This window comes from Streptomyces yerevanensis (assembly GCF_000716805.1).
GTDB lineage: Bacteria > Actinomycetota > Actinomycetes > Streptomycetales > Streptomycetaceae > Streptomyces > Streptomyces flaveus.
Map to the genome: position 1 here is coordinate 173,424 of NZ_JNWJ01000003.1, position 23,953 is coordinate 197,376.

Genomic DNA, 23,953 nt, shown 5'->3' on the forward strand with positions numbered 1-23,953 from the left:
GCGGGGTCAGGCTCGCGGTGGTACGTGCAGCAGCAGTGCGTCGCCCTGGCCGCCGCCCCCGCACAGGGCCGCCGCTCCGGTACCACCTCCACGCCGCCCCAGTTCTGTCGCGAGGGTCAGCACCAGCCGGGTGCCGGTCATGCCGACCGGGTGTCCCAGGGCAATCGCGCCGCCGTTGACGTTCACCTTCTCCAGGGGGATGTCCAGCTCCCGTACGGAGGCCAGGGCCACACCGGCGAACGCCTCGTTGATCTCGAACAGGTCGAGGTCGACGGTCTTCAGCCGGCCGTCCCGGGACAGGGCGTCACGGATCGCGCCGGCCGGCTGGACGAGCAGGGAGGGGTCGGGGCCCGCGACGGTGCCGTAGGCGCCGATCTCCGCGAGAGGGGTCAGTCCGTCCCGCCGGGCGCGTTCCGCGCTCATCACAACGACGGCCGCGGCGCCGTCGGAGAGCTGTGAGGAGTTGCCCGCGGTGACGGTGCCCCCGGCGGAGAAGGCGGGTTTCAGGCGCCCCAGGCTCTCCGCGGTGCTCCCCGGCCGTATCCCTTCATCGGTCGCCACCACCGTCTCGCCGCCCCGGCGCCCGGCCACCGTGACCGGGGCGATCTCCGCGGCCAGTGCGCTGGACTCCCGGGCGCGCAGGGCGAGTTGGTGCGATCGTGCGCTGTACTCGTCCTGCTCCTCACGGGTGAAGCCGAACGGCTGCTGGTACCGCTCGGTGGCCGCACCCATGGAGACCCCGTCGAAGGCGCAGACGAGGGCATCCCGGTCGAGGGCGTCCTCGACCGCGGCGGGCCCGTACTTCCAGCCGGTGCGGGCTCCGCGCAGCAGGTGCGGAGCCCCCGACATGGACTCCATCCCGCCCGCGACGACCACCTCGTGGCGGCCGGAGGCGATCATGAGGTCGGCCAGGGCGATGGCGTGCAGGCCGGACAGGCAGAGCTTGTTGACGGTGCTCGCCGGTACGGCGAACGGAATGCCTGCGCTGACGGCGGCCTGCCGTGCGGGATTGGGACCGGCTCCGGCCTGGACGACATGGCCCATGACGACGGCTTCCACCGCGGCCGGGTCCAGGTGTACGGCGGCCAGGGCGGCGCTGATGGCGTGTGCGCCGAGGTCGGCGGCGGACAGCGGGCTCAGGGCGCCCATCAGCTTGCCGATGGGCGTTCTGGCGCCGGCGACGATGACGGATCCGGGCACGGACGGGACCTCCTGAAGGGGATGGGGGCAAGTCAGGCGATTGCGTCGACGGCGCGCTCGGCGACCATGTGGGCCGTCTCGTTCACCGAGTGAAGGACGATGCGTCCGCCCGGCATCCGTCGCACCCGGCTGACCGAGGTGTAGCCGGGGTGGAACCAGAACATGCGGGAGAGGCCGAGCACCGTAGCCAGGTAGGTGTTGGTGATGCCGCCGTGGCACACGACCGCGACCCGCCCGCCGGGGTGGGCGTCCAGGATGGTGTCCATGGCCCGCGCCGCCCGCTCCCGGAAGGCGTCCCAGTCCAGGTCGGGCACGAAGTCCTCGTACCGTCCCTCGGAGAGCGCCACCGAACGGGGGTCGTCGGCGTTGATCTGCTCCGGCGGCGTGTAAGGGTGCGACACGTCGGTGTCCCACTCGCGCAGGTCGTCGAGGACGGCGGCGGTCATGCCGGTGAGCCGCTCCAGCGGGGCCACCGTTTCGCGGGCCCGCTGGAAGGGGCTGGTGTAGAGGGCGTCGACGTCCTCGTGCACGAGCCAGGCCGCGAGGCGCTCGGCCTGGGCGGTGCCCTCCGGCGACAGGCCCGGGTCGTAGACGCCCGCCACGGGAAGGCCGTGCCGGATGAGGAGGAGTTCAGTCATGGGGATCCTTCGTACGTACGAGGGGCGGGCACAGGTTGCTTGTGGTGGCTCAGCCGGCGATGGTCCGCTCGGAGCGCCAGTAGGGGCGGCGCATCGCGCGTTTGTCGAGCTTGCCCATCGCGTTGCGCAGGAGGCTCGGGACGAACTCGTACGACTTGGGGCACTTGTAGGCGGCCAACCGGTCGCGGCAGAACCGGTCCAGCTCCTCGGCCGACGGCTCGTCCCCAGTGGCCACAACCAGGGCACGCAGCGACTCGCCGAAGTCCGGGTGGGGCACACCGATGACTGCGATCTCGGCGACCGCAGGGTGCCCGCGCAGCACGGCCTCGCTCTCGGCCGGGTACAGGTTGACCCCGCCGGAGACCACGACGTCGGCGGCCCGGTCGGTGATGAAGATGTAGCCGCTCGCGTCGACGTAACCGATGTCGCCGAGCGTGAAGACGCCCGGCGCGAGATAGGCGGCCTTGGTCTTGTCCGGGTCCGCGTGGTACCGCACTCCCCCGCCCTCAGGCGCCTGGAACGCCAGCAGTCCGAGCTCGCCGGGCGACAGCGGATGGCCGTCGTCGTCGGTCACCAGGACTTCGTACGGGGGCTGGACGCGCCCGACCGAACCGGGATGCTCCAGCCACTCGGTGCTGCTGATGCGTGCCACAGTGCCGGCCTCGCTGGCACCGTAGGACTCGGTCAGCACCGGCCCGAACCATTCGATCATGGTCCGCTTCACGTCCGGCGGGCAGGCGGACCCGGTGTGGGAGACCTGGAGGAGGCTGGAGACGTCGTACCGGCTGCGCGCCTCTTCCGGCAGGGCGAGCAGCCGTTGGAAGTGGGTGGGCACCATGACCGTGGAGGTGACCCGCCACTCCTCGACGCGGCGCAGGAACGCCTCCGCGTCATATCCGCCGAGTACGACCACCTGCTGACCGGCCGCCAGGTGCCGTAGGGACGTCAGCGGCGCGTTGTGCTGCAGCGGGCCGCACACGAGGTGCGGTCCCGGCGGGAATCCGGGACGGGCCGCCATCGCGGCCAGGTACGCGGAGCTGTCGGCGACCGGACCGCTCACCCAGCGCACCTCGGTGCCGCGTGCCCGGCCGGTGGTTCCGGAGGTGTAGACGAGGGGCGGCCGGGCGGCCCGGCCCGTGGGCAAGGTCTGCCCGGTGGGCGCCGCCGCCAGCCACAGGTCCCACTCGAAGGCGTGCCCGATGGCCGGGGCTCCGTGCATCACGAGCGGCAGGCCCAGTTCGCGGGCCGCCTCCAGGGCGGGGACCGCACCGGCGGGTCCGGAGATGATCCCGGTCGCGCCCGCGTCGGTGATCTGGTCGACGAGTTCGCCCACCATCAGGTGCCGGGAGGTGGCGACGGTTCCCACTCCGGCGCGCAGACCGGCCAGATGGGCCACCAGGGTGGGAATCGCGTTGTCGCCGAGGACGGCGACCCGGTCGTCGGGACCGGGTGCGATCTCCAGCAGCCGTGCCGCCACCCGCGCGACCTGGTCGGCGAGCTCCGACCAGGTCAGCACGTCCTGATCGTCGACGAGAGCGGGCTCATGGGGTGTCTCCTGGGCGCGACGGTCGAGTGGTAGCAGAGACATGGCTCCTCCGGCGGCTCCTCGGGCCCCTCCCGGTGCGTGGGAGAGTCAATGGCGAGACTGTAGCGTTTATCAAGAAAGTACGGAACACTCTGACCCGAGCCGGAAGCATCCGCCCATGGCTCCGGCGGGCAAGGGGCCGCACACGCCCTCCCCGTTACTGAACCCGCCATCTCGTAACTGCACTTGAGGAGGAGCCATGTCCCAGCCCGATCTGGACGCATGGCGCACACAGGTCCGGCAGTGGCTGGCCACCGTGCTCGAACCGGTCCGGGAAACCGAGGCCACCGGTGACCTCGCCGTCTTCCACAACCTCCCCGAGGACGAGGAACGCCTGCTGCTGGAACGCTGCCGCGTCTACCAGCGCGCCCGCTTCGACGCCGGGTACCAGGCCCTGACCCTCCCCGGGGACAAGGGCGGCGCAGGCCTGACCGCCGCCCACGTGGCGGCCTTCGCCCAGGAGGAGTCGGCCTTCGAGGTTCCGCCCTCCACCGAGCTGATCAGCGTCACCGTGCGCCTGGTCGGAATGTCGGTCTCCCTGTTCGGAACGGCCGAGCAGCGCGACGAGTACGCACGGGCGTTTCTGCGTACGGACCTGCTGGCCTGCCAGCTCTTCAGCGAGCCCGGCGCCGGATCCGACCTCGCCGCGGTGCGTACGCGCGCCCGGCAGGAGGGCGACGAGTGGGTGATCGACGGTCAGAAGGTGTGGACCTCGGGAGCCCAGTTCGCCGACTTCGGGCTACTGCTCGCCCGCACAGATCCGGACGTCGTGAAGCAGGCGGGCATCACCGCGTTCCTGGTCCCGATGGACGCGCCCGGTGTGGAGGTGCGCCCCATCCGCCAGATGAGCGGCGGTGCCTCGTTCAACGAGGTGTTCCTCAGCGGCGTACGCGTTCCGGACCGGCTGCGGATCGGGCGTCCGGGGCAGGGCTGGGAGGTCGCCACGACCACCCTCGCCTTCGAACGGACCGCTTCCGGCAGCGGCAATCGGCGCAAGGGCGGCACTTTCGACGATGTGCTCGCCCTCGCGCGCTCGCTCGACCGCACGGGAGATCCGCTGGTTCGCCAGCAGCTCGCCGACCTGTACGTGCGTACCGCGCTCCGTGCCGCCACCGTGGACCGCGTCGCCAGGGCTAGCGCCGCCGGTGACAAGCCGGGCCCGGAAGCGTCCCTGACCAAACTCATGGCCTCCGACCTGCTGAGCCGCACCGGGCAGGTCGCCGCCGAACTGATGGGCGCCCGGATCAGCGCCGACACCGGGGAACCGGGCACGTTCGCCTGGACCCAGCACCTGCTCGGCGCCCCTGGGTACCGGCTGGCCGGTGGCACCGACCAGATCCAGCGCAACCTCATCGGCGAGCGCGTACTGAAACTGCCGCCGGAACCGCGGGTGGACCGGGTGCCGTTCTCACAGCTTCCCGGCAACTGACACACCGGCCGCTACGGCCACCACGCCATCACGTCATCACAAAGGAGTGACCTAAATGGATCTGGGACTGACAGGTGCGAAGGCATTGGTGACCGGTGCGAGCCGCGGCATCGGGCGGGCGATCGCGGGAACCCTGGCTGCGGAGGGCTGCGCGCTGGCGCTGTGCGCCCGGGGCGAGGAGGCACTCGCGAAGGCCGCCGCCGAGCTGCGCGGCGAGGGGGCGACGGTGTTCGCCGAGCCGGTCGACGTCACCGACCCGGCCGCACTCGCGGGCTTCGTGGAGCGGGCAGCCGGCGAACTCGGCGGCCTGGACCTGCTGGTGTCCAACGTCTCGGCGGGCAACGTCAAGGGCCCCGAGTCGTGGGAGGCCAGCCTGCGCGGTGACCTGGTCCCGTTCGCCGGACTCGTCGAGGCAGCCATGCCCTTCCTGGAGGCCTCCGACCGGGCCGCCGTGGTCGCCATCGGCACCACCAACGCCTCCGACACCGCCCGGCCGGCCGGAGCCAACTCGTACTCCGCCATGAAGGCGGCTGTCGTCCAGCACGCTTCGGCTTTGGCGCACTCCCTCGCTCCGAAGGGCATCCGAGTCAACACGGTCTCCCCCGGCCCGATCGACTTCCCCGGCGGCGCCTGGGAGACCATCCGCACCAGCCGCCCGGAGGTCTACGAGGAGGTCCTCGCCAAGCTGCCCGTCGGCCGTTACGGCACCGCGGAGGACGTGGCCGCGGCGGTGGCGTTCCTGCTCGGGCGGACCGGCTCCTTCTGCGTCGGCGTCAACCTCGTGGTGGACGGCGGGCTGTTGACCCGCGTCCAGTACTGAGCTGTGGCGGGCCCGGCCGGCCGCCTGGACGCCGTGCTGGTCTGCGGCGGCAAATGGCACGACTTCGACTATGCGCGGCTGCGGCTGCTGGAACTGCTCGGTGATCACCCGCGGGTGCGGACCACCGTCCACCAGGACTACGACTGTGTCGACGCGCTGAAGAAGGCCGACCTGCTGGTCACCTACACCTGCGACGTACGGCCCCGCCCGGCCCAGCGGGCCGCGCTGGCCCGTTTCGTCGAGCGGGGCGGGCGCTGGCTCGCCCTGCACGGCACCAATGCGGTGATCGAGGCGCCGGCGTCCGGTGGGCCGCGGGTGTTCAGCACACCGCGGCTCCTCGGGGAGCTCGCCGAGGTGCTCGGCAGCCAGTTCGTCGCGCATCCGCCGATCGAGCCGTACGAGGTCCAGGTCACCCGGCCCGGCCATCCGCTGGTCGCCGGGATCGAGCCGTTCACGGTCACCGACGAGTTGTACGTCTGTGAGCTGCACGGGGAGCTGGAGGTGCTGCTGCACGCCGAGTACACGGGGCCGTGCCGCGGTTTCGCCGAGGGCGACACGGCGGCGCTCGACGACGCGCCGCGGCCTGTGCTGTATCTGAAGCGGCACGGTTCCGGGGAGGTGTGCTGCTTCACTCTCGGGCACTGCCGGGGGCGGTACGACGTGCAGGACCTTGGTGTGGATGACACGGGGCGGGTGGACCGGGGGCCCTGGGAGACGCCGGAGTTCGTGACGGTGTTGCGGCGGTGTGTGGAGAGGGTGGTTTCGCCCCCGCCGCCCCTTCCCGTCCCGTCCCTGGGGGCTGCCGCCCCCAGACCCCCGCTTTCGGCCTGAACGGCCTCGTCCTCAAACGCCGGACGGGCTGATTGATGCGGGACTGGGCTGCAAAGTGCCCCTTGGGCAAGGATCCGCTTGGGCAGCGGAATCTCAGCTGCGGAAATCAGCCCAGGCCGCGGAAAATCAGCCCCTCCGGCGTTTGAGGAGCGGGGGTTCGGGGGCTGGCCCCCGACGGGGTCTGGGGCGGAGCCTCAGAAAGATGGGACGGGAAGGGGCGGCGGGGGCGAAAAACCCTCGCGGCCGCCCCGGCTCACCCGTGCGGCAGCACCACCGCACGGCCGTTGATCTCCCCGGCATGCAGGCGCTCGTACGCCAAGGGAGCATCCTCGATCGAAAACGTCTCCACATGGGAGGAAACCAGCCCCTCCCGCGCAAGCCCGACAACGTCGATGAGCTCCACCCGGCTCCCCCAGTAGGGCGCCGACGCGGACACCCCGAACGGCAGTCCCCCACCGAAGCCGACCGCCAGAGTCCCACCCCCGATACCGACGACGGTCACATCCCCCGCCACCGCCACCGACGCGGCGGCCACCGCCAAGGTCGCCTCGGCCCCCACGAAGTCCAGCACGACCTCCGCCCCGGTGCCGCCGGTGAGTTCCCGTACCCGTGCCGCCGCCTCACCGTCGGAGAGCAGCACCTCGTGCGCGCCAACCGTGCGCGCCAGCTCGAGCTTCTCCTTGCTCACGTCAACGGCGAGGACCCGGGCGGGAGTCAGCGCACGGAGCAGTTGCACGGCGAGATGCCCCAGCCCACCGACACCGATGACCACCGCCGTACTGCCGGGCACCAGCTTCGGCAGCGCCTGCCTGATCGCGTGATACGGCGTCAGCCCGGCGTCGGTGAGCGGTGCCGCCTGCACCGGGTCCAGTCCGCCCAACGGCACCAGGTGGCGGGGCGAGTCCACGACCATGTACTCGGCGAGGGCACCGGGAGAGCCCAGACCGGGCGGCATGATGCCGAGCCCGGCGGCGTGCGGACAGTAGTTCTCCCTGCCCTCGGCGCAGGTACGGCAGCGGCCGCAGCCCCACGGTCCGTACACCGCCACCTCTTCGCCCTCCGCCACCTCGGTGACACCGTTGCCCAGAGCCGCGACGGTGCCGACGCCCTCGTGGCCGAGCGTCATCGGCAGCGCGTAGGGGAACTGTTCCTCGGGCCAGCTCATGACCGCCAGGTCGGAGTGGCACAGCCCGGCGGCCGTCACCTTCAGCAGCACCTGGCCCGGGCCCGGTTCGGGCACCGGAACCTCGACCACCTCGGGCCCGGCTCCCACCGTCCGGTACTGAACCGCTTTCATCATGAGACCTCCTTGTCAGGGGTGGTGACAGGTTCGGCGGGCGGTGACTTCCGGCGGCGCAGAACCGCCGGTAGTGCGATCCGCCCACCCGTGAGGACCAGCGCGACGATGAGGACCGAGCCGGTGAACAGGCTCGTGGCCCACTGCGCGCTGGTGGCGAGGCCGAGCCCGGTGATTCCGGTGCCGAGCAGGAGTACGGCGATCACTGTGCCCCAGGCGTTGAAGCGCCCCGCACGCAGCTGGGTCGCTCCGACGAAGGCCGCCGCGTAGGCCGACAGCAGGTACGGCGTGCCGGCGGTCGGCGATCCGGATCCGACGGAGGACGCGAACACGACCCCGGCGAAACCGGAGAGCAGCGCGGACGTCACCAGGGTCATGAAGCGCAGTCGGCCGGTGCGTACTCCTTGCAGACGTGCCGCGTTCTCGTTGAAGCCGGTCGCGTACAGCCGGCGGCCGGTGGCGGTGTGTTCCAGCATGAACCAGATGGCCATCGCGGCGAGGAGCAGATACAGCACGGGCAGCGTGATGCCGCCGGCGTCCAGCTGGGCGATGCTGGCAAACGGCTTGGCCAGCAGCTGGAGGCCGGTGATCGAGCTGTCGTTGGTCACCATGGTGATCAGGGACTGGATCAGCGCGCCGGTGGCCAGCGTGGCGATGAACGAGTCGACCCGCAGCACCACCACCACGATTCCGTTGATCACCCCGACCAGCAGGGCGGCCGTCATCGCCAGGGTGATCGCGGTGCCGGAGCCGAGGCCCGCGTTGACCAGGAAATGGGCGGTCAGCACGCTGGTCAGCGACATGGTGAAGGCGACGGAGAGGTCGAAGACGCGTGCGGCCAGCGGAGCGACGACGCTGAGCGCCACCAGACCGGCCACGGCGTTGCCGTTCAGTACCTGCTTGACCGTGGTGGCGGTCGGGAACGTCTCCGGCGCCCACACGGAGAAGATGACGGCGATGAGCAGCCACACGTAGACGGCGCCGATGTTCCGGAACGACAGGGCGGCCGCCGCCCGCCGGCCCAGCGCGACGGGCGTCCCCGCGGTGAACACCGCGGAGGCGTCCGGTTCGGTGACCGGCCGGTGTTCCGCCGCCCGGGTCGGGGTGGATGTCATGTCACTCGGTTCCTTCTCACTCGGTTCCTTCCATGGCGTGGACGAGCGCGGGCTCGGTGATGTCCCGGCCGCTGATCTCCCGCACGATCCGGCCGTCCCGTACCACCAGGACGCGGGTGCACAGCGTGAGCAGGTCCTCCGTGTCGGACGAGGACACGATCACCCCCATGCCGTCGCCCGCCTGACGTTCGATCAGCTCGTACAGCTGCTGCCGGGTCGCGACGTCGACGCCCGCCGTCGGTTCGCACAGCACCAGCACCGGCGGCCGCTGGGCCAGGCAGCGGGCCATGACGACCTTCTGCTGGTTGCCGCCGCTGAGCGTGGTGATCGGGGCCCCGCGTCCGGCCGTACGCACTTCCACGCGCCGGATCCACTCCTCGACGAGGGCGCTCTCCCGCCCCCGGTGCAGTCGGCCCAAGCGGGCGCGGAGCCGGTCGAGCAGGGGGAGGGTCAGGTTCTCCGCGACCGAGAAGTCGCCGATCACCCCCTCGGTCGCCCGGTCGGCGGGCACCAAAGGGATGCCGAGTCCGCCGGCGTCCCGCGCGTCGACCCACCGTGGGGAGCGTTCCGGTATCCGCACCCGGCCGCGTACCGGCCCGGTCCAGGCCCCGCACACCGCGTACGGCACCGCCTCGTGGCCGGAGCCGACCAGGCCCGTGATGCCCAGCCGCTCGCCCCTGGCCAGATCGAAGCCGACGCCGCGCAGCGGGCCGACCCATAGATCTCTGACCTCCAGCGCGGCCTCGCCCGTCTCGCCGACCCTGCCGGCCCCGCCGACAGCGCCGGAGGGCGGCTGCGGCCGGTGGGCAGTCTCCGCCTCCTGACCTGCCATCAGCTCCGCCAGTGACCGGGGAGTGAGCTCAGCGACCCGGCGGGTGGCGATCCGGCGTCCGCCACGGATCACCGTGACCCGGTCGGCGAGCGCGAAGATCTCGTCCATGCGGTGCGAGACGTACAGCACGCCGGCACCCGCGTCGCGGATCTCCCGCACGATCTGGAAGAGGCGGGCCACCTCGCCCGGCGGCAGCACGGCGGTCGGCTCGTCGAGCACCAGCACGCCGCGCCGGCCCTCCCAGCCCTGCAGCGCGGCGGCGATGGCCACCACCGCGCGCTGGACGGGGGTGGCCGTGGCCAGCGGCCGGCGTACGTCGATGCCGAGGCCGAATCGCTCGACCAGTGCGGTCGTCCGCCGTTCCATCTCCGGCCAGCGGATGTTGCCGAACGCCGTACGGGCGAAGCCGCGGCTGAGCGCGAGATTGTCCGTGGCGCTCAGCTCCTCCACCAGTCCCAGTTCCTGGTGGACGAAGCGGAGCCGGTCGTGCCGCGAACCGGTGACATGGCCCAGGTCGAACGGCTCGCCGTCGAGTTCGGCGACCGCTCCGGGCTCGGCGTCGTGATATCCGGCGAGGATCTTGATGAGGGTGGACTTGCCGGAACCGTTGGGCCCGATCAGCGCGTGGATCTCGCCGTGGGTGATCTCGAGGTCCACGTCCTTCAGCGCCTGGGTTCCGCCGAATCGCTTCGACAGCCCCTCCACCCGTAGTACCGGGCGGTCCGCCTCCGCCGTCCCGGCGTGCCGCCCGTGCGACGTCTGCGCCGACGTGTCAGCGTGCACCGCTCCTCCATCCGTGGATGGCGCCGCCGCCGGCACGGGGCCGGCGGCGGGCCGTGCCGGTCAACTCAGGCCCCAGAGCGCCTTGAACTGCTTCTGGTAGTCCTCGACGAGCGGGAAGTCGCCGTCGGCGGACGGCAGGTTCTCCTTGGTGATCAGCATGTTGGGCAGCTCCGCCTTCTGGTCCGCGTCCATGGGCTGGCCGGTGAAGTGGCGGGCCAGCGCGTCGACCTGGATCCAGGCGGTCTCGTACGTGTTCAGGGCCATGGCGGCGTCGGTGAGACCGCTCTCGATGTACTGGTAGCTCTGTGCGTCACCGACGTTGACGATGATGCGCTTGCCGTTGATGCCGGCGGTCTTCAGCGCGGCCGGGACGCCCACGTTGAGCAGCCCCAGTGAGAAGACGACGTGGGTCACCTTCGGGTGCGAGCGTAGGTACGACACCACCCGGTCCGGCATGTCCTTGCCGATCGCGGTGATCGGCACGTCGACGGTGTCCAGGCCGCAGCCCTCGCACCACTCCCGGTACTTGGTCTCGAACCCGTCCCTGACGGGCTTGAGGATCGTGTACGCGGGCAGGTCGAAGTAGACGGTGTCGGCCTTCGCGCCGCTGTTCGACACGACCCACGAGGCGATCATCGTGCCCTGGACGTCTACGTCCGCCGGCCCGTTCTTCAGCAGGGAGATGCCGTCGCCCACCACTTCGTCGGCGTTCGACTGGATGACGGGGATGCCGGCCTTCTTCAGTTTTGCCAACTGCTTGGCGTACACCGCGCGCGGGAACCCGGAGGCGACGACGGCGTCCGGCTTGTCACGCACCGCCTGCTCGTAGGCGGCCTGCACGGACTCCGGGGTGCCCTGGGTGGGGATCTGCTTGACCTCCCAGCCGAGCTCCTTCGCTCCGGCGGTGAAGTAGTCGGCCAGGTCCTTGCAGGACTGGACGCCGCACAGGATGAAATCGATCTTCTTGCCCTTGGGGATCTTCTTGCCCACCGGCTCGGTGACGGGGATCTTGGCCGGGCGCTGGGTGTACTGCTCCATGGCCTTCGAGGCTGCGGCCAGGCCGGGGGAGTCGGACGCCGCCTCCGGCTTCGATTCGGCGGCCGGAGTGGCACCGCCGCCGCACGCGGAGAGCGTCAGCAGAGCGGTGACGGGGACGATCGCGGTGAGGGCGCGGCGGACCGCGCGACGGGGTCTGGAACTCATCGTTGAGTGCTCCCACGCATAAAGGGTCGAGAAGGCTGCGTGAACCGCCGTCGTGGGGTACGGCGCGGGCCGCCGGGGTGACCGTGCGGCACTGCGGCCAAGGCGGCGCAACTCCGCTCGGGCCAAGAAACTTATGAGGCACTACAGCCTCAAGTGCGTCGGAGTGTGACACGCCCCGGCGGCCTTGGGGAGAGGTTCGTCACCACAAATTCAAGCCAGTACGGGACTTTTCCTCGACAACCTCGACCGATGCGGGATCCGGACAGCGTCGCGAGTGTTGCTCCCGGCCGCACCCGCTAACTACACTCACTCTAAAGTTTCTGCCAGAGGAGAGATGATGGACGAAACGTCGGAGTCGGTCACCGCGCGGTGCCCCGGGCCCACCGTCCAGGACTACCTCGACCAGGACAGCCGCCCCGTTCCCGCCGCGCTGAGGCACGACAGGAACGACTACATCGGCAGCGAGGACATCGACTCCGCGCGTTTCGTCTCCCGCGAATGGGCGGAACGCGAGATGCGGCAGGTGTGGCGGCGCGTGTGGCAGTTCGCCTGCCTGGAGAGCGAGATCCCGGAGGTCGGCGACCACGAGGTCTACGAGATCGGCGACGACTCGCTGATCGTCGTACGGACGGCCCCCGACGAGATCCGCGCGTACGTCAACGTGTGCCTGCACCGCGGCCGCAAGCTGCGCACCAGTGGCGGCAACGTCGGCGAGTTCCGCTGCTCGTTCCACGGTTTCGCCTGGAACCTCGACGGCACCATGCAGACTCCGCCCTGTTCCTGGGACTTCCCACATGTCACTCCGGAGAAGTTCGCGCTCCCCGAGGCTCAGGTGGCGACCTGGCGCGGCTTCGTCTTCATCAACATGGACCCGTACGCGGAGTCCTTCGAGAGCTACCGCGGCACCTTCGACGAGTACTACATCTGGCCGCTGGAGGACCGCTACAAGTCGCTGCACATCGCGAAGGTGCTGCCCTGCAACTGGAAGGTGGCCCAGGACGCGTTCATCGAGTCCTTCCATGTGATCGCCACCCACCCGCAGATGCTGCCGTGGCTGGCAGACGCCAACTCCCAGTACGACGTCATGGCGGACCAGCCCAACTGGAACCGCATGATCAACATCCAGGGCGCCCCCAGCCCCCACGTGGCGGACTCCGTCACGGAGGAGGACGTCCTGGAGACGTTCTACGACTCGCGTGCGTTCTACGCGGCGGCCCAGGGCCGTGACCTGGTGATGCAGGAGGGGGACGAAATGCCGGCGATCCCGGCCGGTGGCACCGCCCGCCAGGTCCTCGCCGAGCGGATGCGCGCACAGCTGGCGGCCACCTCGACCCAGGACTTCTCCCAGACCGCCGACACCGAACTGCTGGACGCCATCAACTACTTGCTGTTCCCCAACTTCAACCCCTGGGGCGGCGCCAAGTCCAACATCATCTACCGGTTCAAACCCAACGGTCTCGACCCCGACTCCTGCACCGCCGAGATCATCTTCATGTCCGCCCCGAAGAAGCCCGGCGAGATGCCGCCCCCGGCCAAGATCCGCTGGGTACCGGAGGAGATGCTCTTCGCGGACATCCCCGAACTCGGTGTCCTCGGGCCCGTCTTCGACCAGGACTGCGAGAACCTCCCCTACGTCCAGCAGGGGCTGAAGGCGATGCGCAAGCCGGGCATCACCCTGGCCAACTACCAGGAGAGCCGCATCCGCCACTTCAACCAGACGCTCGACCGGTGGATGAACACGTGACCCACCGTGTGGCGGCCCATCGTGTGTCGGTCAGGCCCTCCGGCGTCGAACTCGAAGTGCTCGACGGCGAAGACCTGTTCAGCGCCGCCCAGCGGCTCGGATACCGCTGGCCCACCGTCTGCGGTGGCAAGGGCACCTGCCGTACCTGCTTCGTGGCGGTCGAGGAGGGCACCGAGAACTGTTCACCTGTGGACCCGCTGGAACGCGAGGGCATCGAAGCCCTGCGCAAACCCGTGGACGGCCTGACCCGGCTCGCCTGCCGGCTCAGGGTCGAGGGCCCGGTGACCGTGACCAAGCGCGGCGTACGCCGCCGAGTGCAGGAGTGAGCCCCATGTCCAAGCAAGTGATCCATCCGCTGACCGGGCATGTGTACCGGCTCACCGAGGACGGTCTGGTCGAGGTGACGGACCCGAAGTCCGGAGCACGGGGCATCTTCGACTTCCAGGCCCGTTGGCAGTCGGGCGAGCTGCGCCATGCCGACCTCCAGATGGCCGGCTGGGTGGGCCGCCTCGCCCGGCGTCGCGTCCCCGAGCAGCCGGAGGAGTGACCCCGTGACGCCCCGTACGACCCGCGTGGTCTGTCTCCTGCGCCGGCCCGACGGAGAACCGGTCCCCGGTGACTTCGCCGTCGAGGAACGCCCGCTCCCCTCCCCTGACGAGGGTCAACTGCTCGTCCGCAACCTCTACATGAGCGTCGACCCGTCCATGCGCGGGCGGCTGGAGAGCACCGAGAAGCACTACACGCACAACTTCACGCCCGGATCACCGCTTGACGGCCGGGCGTTGGGCGTCGTGGAGGAGAGCCGCTGCGCCTCCGTGCCGGCGGGGGCGTACGTGCGCCACCAGCTGGGCTGGCGGGAGCGGGCCGTGCTGGACGCCGCGGACACCGACGGCGCCGGTCGCATCGATCCCGAAATCGCGCCGCTGCCCACCTGGTTGGGGCTGCTCGGGCAGACCGGCTTCACCGCGTACGTCGGGCTGGCACGGATCGCCGAGGTACGCCCCGGAGACACCGTCTTCGTGTCGGCGGCGGCCGGGGCCGTGGGCAGTGCCGCCGGTCAGTTCGCGCGGCTGCTGGGTGCGGAGAGGGTCGTCGGGACCGCCGGAGGGCCGGACAAGTGCGCCCTGCTGGTGAAGGAGTTCGGCTACGACGCCGCCGCGGACTACCGCGCCGAGCCGGTGCGCGAGGCGCTGGCCCGGATGGCGCCCGACGGCGTCGACGTCTACTTCGACAACGTGGGCGGGGAACAACTGGCCGCCGCCCTGCACGCGTTGCGGACCGGTGGCCGGGTCGCCCTGTGCGGCATGATGTCGCAGTTCGGCGGGGAGCGGCGGTCCGCAGGCAGCAGCCAGCGGTCGGCCGACATCAACCAGTTGATCCAGGCGGTGCTCAAGCGGCTGACGCTGCGCGGCTTCATCGTCCGCGATCACGAGGACCTGCGGCCGGAGTTCGAGGAGCGGGTCGCGGGCTGGCTCCGTACGGGCCGGATCACCGCGCGCGAGACGGTGGTTGACGGTCTGGAGAACGCTCCCGGGGCGCTGCTGTCCCTGCTGGACGGTGGCAACGTCGGCAAGATGCTGGTCCGGCTGGGCGATTCCGCGTAAACCGCAGGGGGTTCGCCGTCAGCGCATGGAGCGGGATGCTGCGACCACGTGGGCCTGCAAGGAGACGCCCACGCGGGTCAGCCCGGCCACGGCGGCCCGGAAGTCCTTGATGTGCGGGGTGGTGAAGTGCTCGTCGAGGGCCTGCTGGGAGGCCCAGCGCTCGTACACACGGATCCGCCGCTCGTCGCTGGGGTCCGCGGTCATGGCGTAGTCCAGACAACCGGGCTCTTCTTCGAGAGTCCGGTGCCCCAGTTCGACCAGCTGCCCCAGCATCGTGTCGCGGTCGCCGGCCTCGTAGTCCATCCAGCCGGCGACGATGACTTCCTCTGACACGGTGGTCCTTTCCTCGGGTCATGCGCGCGGGCCCGTCGCCCCTGTCAGGGGAAGCGACGGGCCCGCGGCGGTTCAGATGACGAGCGCCGCCGGGACGCTGTCCACGGTGACCGTTCCCTTGTCGCCGTCGATCGTGATCACCATGCCGTCCCGCAGCCGTCGCGTACCGCCCTCGACGGAGATGACGGCCGGAATGCCGAGCTCGCGGCAGACCACGACGGCGTGGCTGTTGAGCGCGCCCACGTCCACGACGGCGGCTCCGGCGACGAGGAACAGCGGGGTCCAGGCCGCGTCGGTGATCGGCGCGACGAGTACCTCTCCCGGCTCCAGCGCCTCGCAGGAGGCCGGGTCGGTGACGACGCGGACCTTTCCGGTGTACGTCCCCTGGCTGCCGCCCACTCCGCTGAGCACATCGCCCTCGGTCGCGGCCTCGGTCCGCCCCTCGGCGCGCCGCGGCCAGCTGTCGATCTCGGTCTCCGCGTCACCGGCGACGAAGAACGGCGGCTCCAGCTCGTGCAGCCCGGCGTACTCCTCGAGGCGCTGCGCGATGACGGGGCCGAAGGACTCCGGGTCGGCGACATAGTCGTCGAGTTCGGTGTCCAGCAGCATCATCACGTCCTCCGGCCGGGCGAAGCGCCCCGCCTCGACGCCGCGGCGGCCGAGTTCACGTACCGTCATCCGGATCTCGTTGATGACGGTCACACAGTTCGCCTTGGTCCGCTCGCGGGCCGGGATCCACACCTGGGAGGCGTGCATTCCGGCGTCGAACATCGGCTGCGCGTCCTCCGGGAGCAGGGCCCGGATCTCCGAGGCGATCTGCTCGCGCCTCTCCGCCAGCCGGCGGTGACGTTCCCCGGGGGAGTCGTCGTCGGCGCTGTGCCGGATCCGGTCGACCAGGGTCAGCGCCTGGACGGGCGAGGCCTCCCAGGACAGCGCGTGGATGTCCCACTCGTTGGGCCCGCGGTCGCCGGAGGCGGCCAGGAACTCTTCGAAGGAGTCGCGGAACGCCTTCACGTCCCCGCTCGCCCCGTCGAGCGCCCCCTCCACCGCGGCCGGACCCTGGTCGAACAGCGCGGTCAGCTCGGCCGAGGCCACCACCTGGCGGGACAGCGTCCACAGCCCGGTCGAGGGGGAGGCCGAATCGACATCACCGAGACCGCTGATGAGGTCCAGCATGGTTCCCGGACGGTCCACGCTCGCACACAGCGGGCCGAGGATCGCCGGTCCGACCGACGCGGGCAGGGAGGTCTCGACGTGCCGTTGGAAGGTCGTCTCCACTTCGTCCAGCAAAGAGCGGGCGTACGCCACCAGCTCTACGTCGGACAGGGACGCCAGTTCGGGTCGCTCGCGGCGGATCCGGCGCAGCCGCTCCTGGTCGGCGTCGCCCTGCGGATAGTCGGCCTGGCCGAGCATCCGCTGGAGCGTCCCCCCGGCCTTGGCCGTCAGTTCCGGGTCCTGATCGTCGGGATGCGGCACGTACACCGGTGTGTCGGAGCGCTGGCCGACGAAGGCCGCGTCGATGTCGGCCGCGGTCTGCCCCATACGGATGCCGAACAGCCGCAGGTGCGACAGGTTGAGATAGAAGTAACCGCCGAAGATTCCCACGAACGGAGGCCGGTCGCCGGTGATCTCGTCCCCGCGGTAGATGCCGAACTCGACGAAGCCGCGGCGCCAGCCCTGCAGACCGCGCCCCCAGATCAGGGACCAGCCCAGCGGACTGGCCGGCTCCGGCAGGGTCTCGCCCGCGTTGGCCCGGGTGTAGTGGGGCAGTCGCTCGCTGCGCTGCCAGTCGGTGATCCAGTGCTTCATGGCGATGGGGCTCCCGCCGTCCGTTCCCTCGCTCACCACTGCGACGTTCCGCCGTCGACGCTGATCAGCGTGCCCGTGATGCCCGCGCCGGCGTCGCTCGCGAGCAGTGAGGCGACGCCCGCGATCTGCTCCACGGTGGTGATCTTCTTGGTGGCGGCGTGCTCGGCGAACCGGCCCAGCCACTCCTCGTACGAGATGCCCTCGGCCTCGGCCGCGGCGGGGCCCGCGGCCCGCATCAGGTCGGTGTCGACGGCGCCGGGGCAGATGGCGTTGCAGGTGATGCCCTGGGTGCCGTACTCGAAGGCGGTCGCCTTGGTCAGTCCGTGGATGGCGTGCTTGTTGGTGATGTAGTGGCTGATCGCCGGCTTGTTGGCCTGCTTGCCCTCGACCGAGGAGATGTTGATGACACGGCCCCAGCCACCCTCCAGCATGGGCCCCAGTGCGCGGCGGGTGCCGTAGAAGTAGGCGTTGAGGTTCAGGTCGAGCGCCTTGTGCCACGCCTCGTCGCTGAGCTGGTGGACCGGGGCGAACCCCTCGGTGCCGCCGACGTTGTTGACCATGATGTCGAGTCGGCCGAACCGCTCGACCGTCCAGTCGATCAGCGCCTCGATGTCCGCCTGGCGGCTCGAGTCACAGGCGTGGAAGACGGCCTTGTCGCCGGCCTGGAGTTCTTCCAGCGCCTGCTTGCCCTTGATCTCGGAGCGGCCGCTGAGTACGACCGTGGCCCCGTCGGCCAGGAAGGCCTCGGCGATGGCGCGTCCGATACTGCGCGTGCTGCCTGTGATCACCGCGACACGTCCGTCGAGGCTGCCCGTAGCCACCATGCTGTTCTCCTGCGAGTTCTGAGGGTTCGTCATCTGGACGCTTCGTCCAGGAGGCCGTGAATGGTGCGGTGGAAGTGCTGGAGTCCGGGCTCGTTGCGTCCGAAGACGAAGTCGGTCCCGGCGAGGGCCTTGAGTCCCCGCTGCACTCCGTAGGTGGTCGCGTAGTCCTCGTCGCGGACCACCTCGTAGAACCACTCGCCGAACTGGTCGGCGGCGTGCCGCTCCTCCTCGGTGACGGCCGGCTCGCGCAGCAGGATGATCTGCTGGGTCACCGATTCGGTGGCTGTCCGGGGGATCACGATGGAGACGGCGATCTTGTTGCGCCAGGTGCCGGCGATGGCCAGGCCGGGGAAGAGCCAGTAGATGGCTCCGACCACGTCGCCGGGGTCACGCTTGTCCGGCGGCAGGTCCACCACGTCCGCGACGGGCCGCAGGGCGGCGCCGAGGCGCTGGTGAGGGCCCCAGGTGTCGTGGGCCATCATGTTGGAGAAGTTCGTCTCGAAGACCGTCTTCGTGTGCAGCGAGGCGAAGTGGTAGGTCTCCAGGTACCCGTCGAGCGTGACCTTCCAGTTGGGGCTGGTCAGCTCGCGGGTGGCGTAGTGGTGGCAGTCCGCGAAGCGGAGCCCCTCCAGCAGTGGCTGCAGGTCTCCGAGCCAGGCGTCCAGGTCGTGCTCGGCGTTCGGATCGAGCGATACGAAGACGATGCCGGCACGCTCACCAACGGGGAGCTGGATCAGGCTGCGCTTCTCGCGCGGTACGTCGCCGAAGGTCTTCTCGGCGTGCACGCCGCGCAGTTCCCCCGACAGGTCATAGGACCAGGCGTGGTACGGGCAGGTGATCCGCTTCGCCACGCCGCAGCCCGGCTCGACGAGCTCGGCGCCGCGGTGCCGGCAGGCGTTGATCATCGCGTGGACTTCGCCCTTGCGGTCCCGGGTGATCAGGATGGGGACGCCGAGCACGTCCAACGCCTTGTAGGTCCCGGGCTTGGGAAGCTCTGCCGACATGGCGAGGGGGAGCGGAACACTCCGGTGGACGGCGTCCATCTCCCGCAGCCAGCGGTCGGCGTCGAGGTAGTTGTCGACGGGTTCCGTCCACTGCTCCTCGACCTCATGGGTCGTGTTGTTGCGGTAGTGCTCGATGACACGCTCGGCGAGCTCGGCCGCGTCCTGCCGCATGGCCGCGCTCGCGGCATCGGTGGCGTGGTTCTGGCCGATCCATGAGTGGTATTCCGGGGCGGGCGGCAGGGGACGCTCGTCGCCTGCCGCTCGGGTCTCCGGTGAATTGATCTGGACCACGATGTCCTCAATCCTCCCAGCCGCGAGCTGGTGAAGGGTTCTGGTGCTACAGCTCCGCTGCGATCGCCACAACAACAGGAGTTAGTGTTGTGTGTCAATAGAAAGTGCCGAAGTCGGCTGCACGACATTCCGCAGGTCATCTTCGCTATCTGCTGCGAGGGTAGCCCTGGCCCGACTCGATCTTTCTAGGGATCGGCTCCAGCTGCGGGAGTACGGTGGGCAATGGCCCGACGGAAGGTGGTCCGGTGACCCATGACGCGCCCGATCCGGCCAGGGCCGCCCTGAGGGCGGCGATGACCCAACCCTTCGAGGCCGGTGTCGTGGTGCGCGACCTGGAGCTGATGGAGCGCTTCTACCGTGAGGCGCTCGGCTGCGTTCCGGTGCACCGGTCGCACATCCCGCAATCGATCGGTGGCCCCGCCGGGCTGGGCGGACCGCTTCTGGTCGTATGGCTTCAGGTGCCCGTCGGGGCGGCGTCCGGGACGCCCTCCGGCGGGCGGATCAAGCTGGTGCAGCCTCGGGTGAGTGCCGTACCCGCCCCCGCCTCGTCGGCCGTGCCGCTGACCGCACACCGCGGCTTGTCCTATCTCACGTTCCACCTGGAGGACATCGCGCCGGTCGTCGCCGCACTGCCGGCTGCCGGTGCTCGCCCGCTGTCGTCTCCGGTCGTCGTCCGGGCGCGGGGGCGGCGGATCAGCTTCTGGGCGGACCCGGAAGGCAACGCGGTGGAGTTGGTCGACGGGCGGGGCGGGGATCCGGGACCGGATCGGACAGAGGCGTAGTAATTAGAGAGCCTGTTCAGTAAGGTGCCCACTGCTACTTACTGTAGACCGGCACTACAAAGTCCGATTGCGTGGCACACCAGCACACCTCCCTCGGGCGAAGGGGCGGACGATGGCTCAACGGGCCTCAAGCACATCAAGCACATCCAGGGCATCGAAGAAGTCGGCCGATCCGGTCGCGAACCAGGCATCCGCGCAGGTCATCAGGGACCTGCACGAGCGCATGGTGCGCATCCGGCTGTTCGAGACCGAGGCGGGCAAGCTCATGGAGGCCGGCAAACTGCCCGGCTTCCTGCACCTGTACGTCGGCCAGGAAGCCGTGGCCGCGGGGGTGATGGCAGCACTCCGCGACGACGACCAGATCACCTCCACCCACCGCGGACACGGGCACGCCGTGGCCAAGGGCGTCAGCTTCAGGCACATGTACGCCGAGCTGTACGGCCGGGTCACCGGAGCCTGCCTCGGGCGCGGCGGCAGCATGCACATCAACGACCTCAGCCTCGGCATGCTCGGCGCCAACGGCATCGTCGGCGCCGGCATTCCGATCGCCGTCGGCGCCGCCTTCGCCGCCCAGTACAAGGGCGAGGACAGCGTCGCCGTCACCTTCTTCGGCGACGGCGCCACGAACATCGGCAGCTTCCATGAGGCCGCCAACATGGCCGCCATCCTGCGCCTGCCGGTGCTGTTCATCTGCGAGAACAACGGCTACGCCGAGTTCACGCCCCAGTCGAAGCACATGCTGATCACCGACGTCGCCGACCGGGCAGCGGCCTACGGCATGCCCAGTGTGATCGTCGACGGCATGGACGCGGCCGCCGTCCACCAAGCCGCCACCGAGGCCGTCGCACGTGCCCGGGCCGGTGAGGGCCCGATGATGATCGAGGCCAAGACCTACCGCTTCTACGACCACCAGGGCGTCAAGGGACTGCGTCACCCCTACCGCTCGCAGGAGGAGGTCGACGAGTGGATGGCCCGCGACGCGATCGACCTGCTGGAAGCCCGCGCCCTCGCCGACGGCACCGCCACCCGCGCGGAGCTGGACGACACCTGGCAGCGCACCCGGGACGAGATCGCCGACGCCATCGCGTACGCCGAGGCCAGCCCGCTGCCCGACACCGCCGACCTGCTCCTCAACGTCTACTCGGGGTGACCGCCATGACCACCATCACCGAAGCACCCACCGCCGCCCCGGACGCCACGGACCGCAAACTGACCTACGTCAAGGCCTTCAACGAAGGACTGGCGCAGGCCATGCGCGAGGACGAGAACGTCTTCGTCGCCGGCGAGGACGTGGCCGGATACGGCGGCGTCTTCCGCATGTTCGACAACCTGCTCGACGAGTTCGGCCCGCGCCGCATGATCGACACGCCGATCTCCGAGGCCGCGCTGGTCGGCCTGGGCGTGGGCGCCGCCGCCCGGGGTCTGCGCCCCGTCGTCGACCTGATGTTCATGGACTTCATCGGCGTCTGCCTGGACCAGATCGTCAACCAGGCCGCCAAGATGAAGTACATGTTCGGCGGCGGCCTCTCCGTGCCGCTCACCATCACCACCGCCTCCGGCGCCGGCCTGGGCGCCGCCGCCCAGCACAGCCAGAGCCTGGAGGCCTGGCTCGCCCACGTGCCCGGCCTCAAGGTCGTCATGCCGTCCGACGCGTACACCGCCAAGGGCCTGACGGTCTCGGCGATCCGGGACAACAACCCGGTCGTCGTCATGCTCAACAAGGTCCTGCTCGGCAGCAAGGGCGAGGTACCCGAACCGATCTACGGGATCCCGCTCGGGCAGGCCCACACCGCGCGTCAGGGCTCCGACGTCACCGTCATCGCGCTGGGCCGCATGGTGGGCGAGGCACTCGCGGCAGCCGACGAACTCGCCGCCGAGGGCATCGAGATCGAGGTGATCGACCCCCGGACCGTCCAGCCCCTGGACACCGAGACCATGATCACCTCTGTCCGCCGCACCAACCGGGCCCTCGTGGTCCACGAGGCCGTCACCTTCGGCGGACTCGGCGCGGAGATCGCCGCCCAGATCCAGGACGCGGCCTTCGATTATCTGGACGCGCCGATCCTGCGCATCGGCGCCCCCTTCTCTCCCGTGCCGTTCTCTCCGGTGCTGGAGAAGGCTTATGTCCCCGACCGCGGCCGCATCGCGCAGGGCTGCCGCCGTCTCCTCGAAAGGTCGTGACGAAGTGGCCGTCGAGGTTCTCCTGCCGAAGCTTGGCCTGACGATGCAGGAAGGCACGATCGACGAGTGGCTCGTGCCCACCGGAGCCGCTGTCTCGGAGGGCGACGCACTGCTGCGGCTGGCCACCGACAAGGTCGACGTGGATGTCGAGGCGGAGGCCGGGGGAACGTTCCATCCCACGGTCCCGGCCGGTACGACACTCCCCGTCGGGGCGCTCATCGGCTGGCTGCTGGCCGAGGGCGAGCAGCCGTCGGACCTGGCCGGTTCGCCGATGCCCGCCGAATCCGGGGCCACGGGTACGGCTGCGCCGCCCACGACCGTGGATGCCTCCTCCGGCGCGCTCTCCCTCAACGGCAGCGCTGCGCCGAACGGCTCCGGGGGCCGCCTCCTGGCCTCCCCGAACGCCCGGCGGGTGGCGGCCGAGGCCGTCGTCGATATCGCCGTCGTACACGGCACCGGGCCCGGCGGCCGGATCGTCTCCGAGGACGTGGAGGAGTTCCTCGCCGCCGCTGCCGCCTCTTCGGCGGCACCCACGGCACCGGCGCCCTCCGTTCTGCCCGGCGACTCCGTCGTCCCCGTCTCGCCGCTGGTACGCCGGCTGGCGAAGGAGCGGGGCATCGACCTGTCCGAGGTGACCGGCACCGGGCTCGGCGGCCGGGTCCGCAGGTCCGACCTCGACGCCGTCCCCACGGCGACCGAACCGGCGCCCGCAACAGCGGCCGTCCGCCGCAGTGCCGTACCCCAACCGGGAGACGTCCTCCCCCTGACCGGAATGCGCGGCACCATCGCCCGCCGGATGCACGCCAGCCTCCAGGAGATGGCGCAGCTGACGCACGGCTATGAGGTGCGGATGGACGCCGTCGTGTCCTTGCGGGCCCAGCTCAAGGACGAATGGGCCGACAGCGATCTGCCCGTCCCCAGCCTCAACGACTTCCTACTCAAGGCCGCCGCCCTGGCCCTGCGCGAGCATCCGCTGCTCAACGCGACGGTGCGGGAAGACGGCATCCATCTGCTCGGCGACATCCACCTCGGCTTCGCGGTGGCCGTTCCGGGCGGCCTGATGGTCCCCGTGATCGAGGACGCGGTGGGGTTGCCCCTGCCCGAGATCGCCCGCCGGTCGAGAACCCTGGCCGAGGCCGCGCGTGAGGGGCGGATCTCGCCGACCCAGTTGGAAGGCGCCACCTTCACCGTCACCTCGCTGGGCGGATACGGCGTCGACTTCTTCACCCCCGTGATCAACCCCGGCAATGTCGCCATCCTCGGCGTGGGCAGGCTCAGGGACGGTGTCGAGTGGGTGGACGACCGGCCGCTGCGGACGCAGGTGCTCACCCTGAGCCTCACCTTCGACCACCGTGCCGTCGACGGGGCACCGGCGGCCGAGTATCTGCGCACGGTCGGTGAGTTGCTGCGCAAGCCGCTGCGGCTGCTGGTCTGATCCTGGGCGGAGAGCTGACCCTGGTACGAGGGCTATTCGGCCGCCGCCGGGTCGGCGATCCGCTCGGCGAGGCGGCCGACCTCGCGGACGAAGGAGCGGTGTCCGAGGGAGCGGTAGACGTCGTCCCCGCGGACCTGCGAGATCGCCGAGGTCTCCAGCAGCGACAACAGGCCCAGGGCGATGACGGCGGCCTCGGCGTCGGACACCGACTCA

At 70.4% G+C, this 23,953-nt stretch carries 22 protein-coding genes; 11 read left to right on the plus strand and 11 right to left on the minus strand.

Annotated elements, in window-relative coordinates; translation table 11 throughout:
• Window positions 1–6 precede the first annotated feature (6 nt).
• From OP79_RS04360 to OP79_RS04370, 3 genes are read right to left on the minus strand one after another with little or no spacing between them, the layout of a single operon-like run.
• Window positions 7–1,200: an acetyl-CoA C-acyltransferase gene (locus OP79_RS04360; RefSeq protein WP_033318582.1), complete on the minus strand. Its 1,194-nt coding sequence runs from the start codon at window positions 1,198–1,200 to the stop codon at window positions 7–9.
• 32 nt (window positions 1,201–1,232) lie between these two features.
• Window positions 1,233–1,838 carry a histidine phosphatase family protein gene (locus tag OP79_RS04365; protein ID WP_033318583.1) on the minus strand — a complete coding sequence of 202 codons (606 nt, stop codon included), beginning with the start codon at window positions 1,836–1,838 and terminating at the stop codon, window positions 1,233–1,235.
• Between the two features lie 49 nt (window positions 1,839–1,887).
• Entirely contained in the window at window positions 1,888–3,426 is a 1,539-nt protein-coding gene (locus tag OP79_RS04370; protein ID WP_033318584.1) for an AMP-binding protein, read from the minus strand.
• Between the two features lie 196 nt (window positions 3,427–3,622).
• Here OP79_RS04370 and OP79_RS04375 point away from each other — a divergent pair, with 196 nt between their 5' ends.
• From OP79_RS04375 to OP79_RS04385, 3 genes are read left to right on the plus strand one after another with little or no spacing between them, the layout of a single operon-like run.
• A complete protein-coding gene (locus OP79_RS04375) occupies window positions 3,623–4,852 on the plus strand; it encodes an acyl-CoA dehydrogenase family protein (protein WP_033318585.1) in 1,230 nt (409 codons plus the stop codon).
• Window positions 4,853–4,907: 55 nt separating this feature from the next.
• Entirely contained in the window at window positions 4,908–5,672 is a 765-nt protein-coding gene (locus tag OP79_RS04380; RefSeq protein WP_033318586.1) for an SDR family NAD(P)-dependent oxidoreductase, read from the plus strand.
• 3 nt (window positions 5,673–5,675) lie between these two features.
• On the plus strand, window positions 5,676–6,503 hold the full coding sequence (locus tag OP79_RS04385; protein WP_078491602.1) for a ThuA domain-containing protein: 828 nt from the start codon (window positions 5,676–5,678) through the stop codon (window positions 6,501–6,503).
• Window positions 6,504–6,756: 253 nt separating this feature from the next.
• Here OP79_RS04385 and OP79_RS04390 read toward each other — a convergent pair whose 3' ends face one another.
• The 4 genes from OP79_RS04390 to OP79_RS04405 are packed head-to-tail and all read right to left on the minus strand — an operon-like array spanning window position 6,757 to window position 11,733.
• The gene (locus tag OP79_RS04390; RefSeq protein ID WP_033318587.1) at window positions 6,757–7,800 is read right to left on the minus strand and encodes an NAD(P)-dependent alcohol dehydrogenase; all 1,044 of its coding nucleotides are present in this window, start codon (window positions 7,798–7,800) and stop codon (window positions 6,757–6,759) included.
• Window positions 7,800–8,915, minus strand: a complete 1,116-nt coding sequence (locus OP79_RS04395; protein WP_051744406.1) for an ABC transporter permease — start codon at window positions 8,913–8,915, stop codon at window positions 7,800–7,802. The genes OP79_RS04390 and OP79_RS04395 overlap by 1 nt, the downstream gene beginning before the upstream one ends.
• Window positions 8,916–8,931: 16 nt before the next feature.
• Window positions 8,932–10,530: a sugar ABC transporter ATP-binding protein gene (locus OP79_RS04400; protein ID WP_051744407.1), complete on the minus strand. Its 1,599-nt coding sequence runs from the start codon at window positions 10,528–10,530 to the stop codon at window positions 8,932–8,934.
• A gap of 60 nt (window positions 10,531–10,590) precedes the next feature.
• Window positions 10,591–11,733, minus strand: coding sequence for a sugar ABC transporter substrate-binding protein (locus OP79_RS04405; protein ID WP_033318588.1), 1,143 nt, complete (start codon window positions 11,731–11,733; stop codon window positions 10,591–10,593).
• A gap of 334 nt (window positions 11,734–12,067) precedes the next feature.
• Here OP79_RS04405 and OP79_RS04410 point away from each other — a divergent pair, with 334 nt between their 5' ends.
• From OP79_RS04410 to OP79_RS04425, 4 genes are read left to right on the plus strand one after another with little or no spacing between them, the layout of a single operon-like run.
• Complete coding sequence (locus tag OP79_RS04410) at window positions 12,068–13,477, plus strand: aromatic ring-hydroxylating oxygenase subunit alpha (RefSeq protein ID WP_033318589.1); 1,410 nt, start codon at window positions 12,068–12,070, stop codon at window positions 13,475–13,477.
• Window positions 13,474–13,803, plus strand: a complete 330-nt coding sequence (locus OP79_RS04415) for a 2Fe-2S iron-sulfur cluster-binding protein (RefSeq protein ID WP_245685213.1) — start codon at window positions 13,474–13,476, stop codon at window positions 13,801–13,803. The genes OP79_RS04410 and OP79_RS04415 overlap by 4 nt, the downstream gene beginning before the upstream one ends.
• A 5-nt stretch (window positions 13,804–13,808) precedes the next feature.
• Entirely contained in the window at window positions 13,809–14,024 is a 216-nt protein-coding gene (locus OP79_RS04420; RefSeq protein ID WP_033318590.1) for a hypothetical protein, read from the plus strand.
• Window positions 14,025–14,028: 4 nt separating this feature from the next.
• Window positions 14,029–15,081, plus strand: coding sequence for an NADP-dependent oxidoreductase (locus OP79_RS04425; RefSeq protein WP_033318591.1), 1,053 nt, complete (start codon window positions 14,029–14,031; stop codon window positions 15,079–15,081).
• 18 nt (window positions 15,082–15,099) lie between these two features.
• Here OP79_RS04425 and OP79_RS04430 read toward each other — a convergent pair whose 3' ends face one another.
• The 4 genes from OP79_RS04430 to OP79_RS04445 all read right to left on the minus strand — a co-directional run bounded on the left by OP79_RS04430 (window position 15,100) and on the right by OP79_RS04445 (window position 19,342).
• Window positions 15,100–15,414, minus strand: coding sequence for a putative quinol monooxygenase (locus OP79_RS04430; RefSeq protein WP_033318592.1), 315 nt, complete (start codon window positions 15,412–15,414; stop codon window positions 15,100–15,102).
• Window positions 15,415–15,486: 72 nt separating this feature from the next.
• Window positions 15,487–17,259, minus strand: coding sequence for a PEP-utilizing enzyme (locus OP79_RS04435; RefSeq protein WP_245685214.1), 1,773 nt, complete (start codon window positions 17,257–17,259; stop codon window positions 15,487–15,489).
• Window positions 17,256–18,080, minus strand: a complete 825-nt coding sequence (locus OP79_RS04440; RefSeq protein WP_078491605.1) for an SDR family NAD(P)-dependent oxidoreductase — start codon at window positions 18,078–18,080, stop codon at window positions 17,256–17,258. Before OP79_RS04440 ends, OP79_RS04435 begins: the two co-directional genes overlap by 4 nt.
• A complete protein-coding gene (locus tag OP79_RS04445; protein ID WP_033318593.1) occupies window positions 18,077–19,342 on the minus strand; it encodes an aromatic ring-hydroxylating oxygenase subunit alpha in 1,266 nt (421 codons plus the stop codon). Before OP79_RS04445 ends, OP79_RS04440 begins: the two co-directional genes overlap by 4 nt.
• Window positions 19,343–19,587: 245 nt before the next feature.
• Here OP79_RS04445 and OP79_RS04450 point away from each other — a divergent pair, with 245 nt between their 5' ends.
• The 4 genes from OP79_RS04450 to OP79_RS04465 all read left to right on the plus strand — a co-directional run bounded on the left by OP79_RS04450 (window position 19,588) and on the right by OP79_RS04465 (window position 23,740).
• Window positions 19,588–20,124: a VOC family protein gene (locus OP79_RS04450; protein WP_245685215.1), complete on the plus strand. Its 537-nt coding sequence runs from the start codon at window positions 19,588–19,590 to the stop codon at window positions 20,122–20,124.
• 112 nt (window positions 20,125–20,236) lie between these two features.
• Window positions 20,237–21,274 carry a thiamine pyrophosphate-dependent dehydrogenase E1 component subunit alpha gene (locus OP79_RS04455; protein ID WP_169786178.1) on the plus strand — a complete coding sequence of 346 codons (1,038 nt, stop codon included), beginning with the start codon at window positions 20,237–20,239 and terminating at the stop codon, window positions 21,272–21,274.
• A 5-nt stretch (window positions 21,275–21,279) separates the two neighbouring features.
• Window positions 21,280–22,305 (plus strand): alpha-ketoacid dehydrogenase subunit beta, encoded by a 1,026-nt coding sequence (locus OP79_RS04460; RefSeq protein WP_033318594.1) that lies wholly within the window; start codon window positions 21,280–21,282, stop codon window positions 22,303–22,305.
• Between the two features lie 4 nt (window positions 22,306–22,309).
• Entirely contained in the window at window positions 22,310–23,740 is a 1,431-nt protein-coding gene (locus OP79_RS04465) for a dihydrolipoamide acetyltransferase family protein (protein WP_033318725.1), read from the plus strand.
• The last annotated feature ends 213 nt before the right edge of the window (window positions 23,741–23,953 follow it).